The 1986-nt window shown below is 75.9% G+C and carries 1 protein-coding gene and 1 pseudogene; one reads left to right on the top strand and one right to left on the bottom strand.

Annotation, left to right across the window (positions count from 1 at the left end; all coding sequences use genetic code 11):
- Positions 1-1244 (bottom strand): annotated as a pseudogene (locus C1I97_RS42805) (IucA/IucC family C-terminal-domain containing protein); the annotation flags it as partial.
- Between the two features lie 93 nt (positions 1245-1337).
- On the opposite strand from C1I97_RS42805, the gene C1I97_RS36175 reads away from it, so the two are divergent.
- Positions 1338-1986 (top strand): IucA/IucC family protein (locus tag C1I97_RS36175; RefSeq protein ID WP_181447079.1); only part of this gene is annotated, 649 nt, incomplete at its 3' end.

Below are 1986 nucleotides of genomic sequence, written 5' to 3' on the forward strand. Positions count from 1 at the left end.
GTCGTGGCGGGCGAGTTCGCGGCGGACGGCGGGCCAGGGGTCCAGACCCGGGTGGCGTTCGGCGAGGGCGGCGGCGATCTCGCCGAGGTGGTTGACGACCAGGCAGTAGACCAGCCGCTCCCATCCGGCGGCCCGGGTCACGTCCGGCAGCAGTTTGACGCCCTCGGCGTCCCGGAACAGCGCCTGTACGGGGAGGCCGGCGGCGTCCACGGCGACCAGGGAGTTCTGCAGGTGGGCCTCCAGGACGACGCCGTGCCGGGCGAAGACCCCGAGGGCCGGGGGCACGACCTGGCGCAGATACGCCTCCCACCACACCGCCGGGTCCGCCGGGCCGTCCAGCGGGTTGCCGTCGAAGCCCTCGGCGAGGGCCGCGGCGAGCAGCGGGGTCGCGCCGGGCAGCACGTGCCGGCCCAGCCCGTCGCGGACGACGACGGCCAGTTCCTCGAAGGCGAAGGCGGCGGTGCGGTAGCCGCGGTCGCGCAGCCAGGCCGCCCGGCCGTCCAGCCCGGCGAAGGCGGTCGCCGCCGCCGTGTCCGTACGGCGCAGCCTCAGCAGGTCGTGCCGCCACAACCGCCGTACGTCGTTGGTGATGCGCACGTCCAGACTGAACTTCAGGAAGAGGTCCGTGCCGTCCGTGTCCTCCGTGCCGTCCGTGCCGTCCGCACCGGCACCAGCCCCAGCCCGACCGACGGCCGGTGCTCGGGCCCGTACGCCAGTTGCTCGGCCACCGAGAAGCCCGGCCGGGAACGGCAGTTGGGGTGGAAGGGGTGGCCGTCGACCACCCTCTGCTCCCCCTCCCAGTCCTCCACCGGCCACTCCTTCGGGTGAGCCTCGGCGGGGGTCGGCCGATCGGCCCGGGACAGCGCCAACGAGGCCACGCTGTGGCCCAGTTCGGCGGCGAGAGAGCCGCCGTGCGGCACGGCGAGGTCCGTCATCAGGCGTGCCGGATCGTCGTGGGCCGTCCCGTCCAGGAGCACGGCGGTGACGTACGCGGCCGTGGCGTACGGGTCCGCCGGCGGGCCCTGCAGCCGGCGGCCGTCGGAAAGCCGCAGGACGAGCCCGTCCCGTACCCGCTCCCGGCCGGTGATCCACGGCAGCGGCTCGAAGGCGAGCGCCCGCCACAGCCGGGTCAGTACGGCGGCCCGCGCACCGCACAGCTGTGCCGCGTACCGTGGGACGAGGCCGGGGCGCACGGCGGCCAGCTCCTCGGCGACCTCGGTCTCGGCGGTCGGGGAACGGTGCACGATCTGGCTCCTCCGGTACGGGTCGGGCGTCACGGTAGCGCGCGCCGGGCAGACATACTGATCACCTTTGCACCGTGCGGACGTAGGGACCGAATGGACCGGATGGACCGACTGGAACCCATGGAGCTCACGCCCCCCGGCGACGACATCGCCGGGCGCGCCGACGCCTGCGCGGCCGCCCCCCTGCTCAACTGCCTGATCCGGGAGGTGGCCCAGCCGTACCCGGACCCGGACGGGCGGCGGGTGTACCGGCTTCCGGGCGGCGGCCGGCTGCTGCGGGTCGGCGGCGGGCGGCGGCCCGTCGGGCCGGAGGTGTACGCGGCGGGCGGCTGGCAGCGCGTCGGCCACACGGAACTGGTCAAACTGGTGGCCGAGGAGCTGCGCCGGCACACGGGCCTGTCCAACGACGAGCTGCCCGCCGAGATGATCGACAGCCGGGTCGCGGTGGCGGCGCTGCTCGCCGCCCGCGACCGGGCGGCGGTGCCCGAGGACCCGTACGTCCGGTCCGAGCAGGCCCTCGTCACCGGCCACCCGTACCACCCGGCGCCCAAGGCGCGCGGCGGAGGCCCGGTCGCCTCCTGGCTGCCGTACGCGCCCGAGGCGCACGCCCGCTTTCCGCTGGTGCTGCTCGCCGTGCGCGAGGACCTGGTCGCCGAGGAGGGCGACACCTCGGCGCTCGACGCCCTCGGCCAGGCCCCGCCCGGCTACCGGCTGCTGCCCGCCCACCCCTGGCAGCTCGACC

This window comes from Streptomyces sp. NTH33 (assembly GCF_003236365.1).
GTDB lineage: Bacteria > Actinomycetota > Actinomycetes > Streptomycetales > Streptomycetaceae > Streptomyces.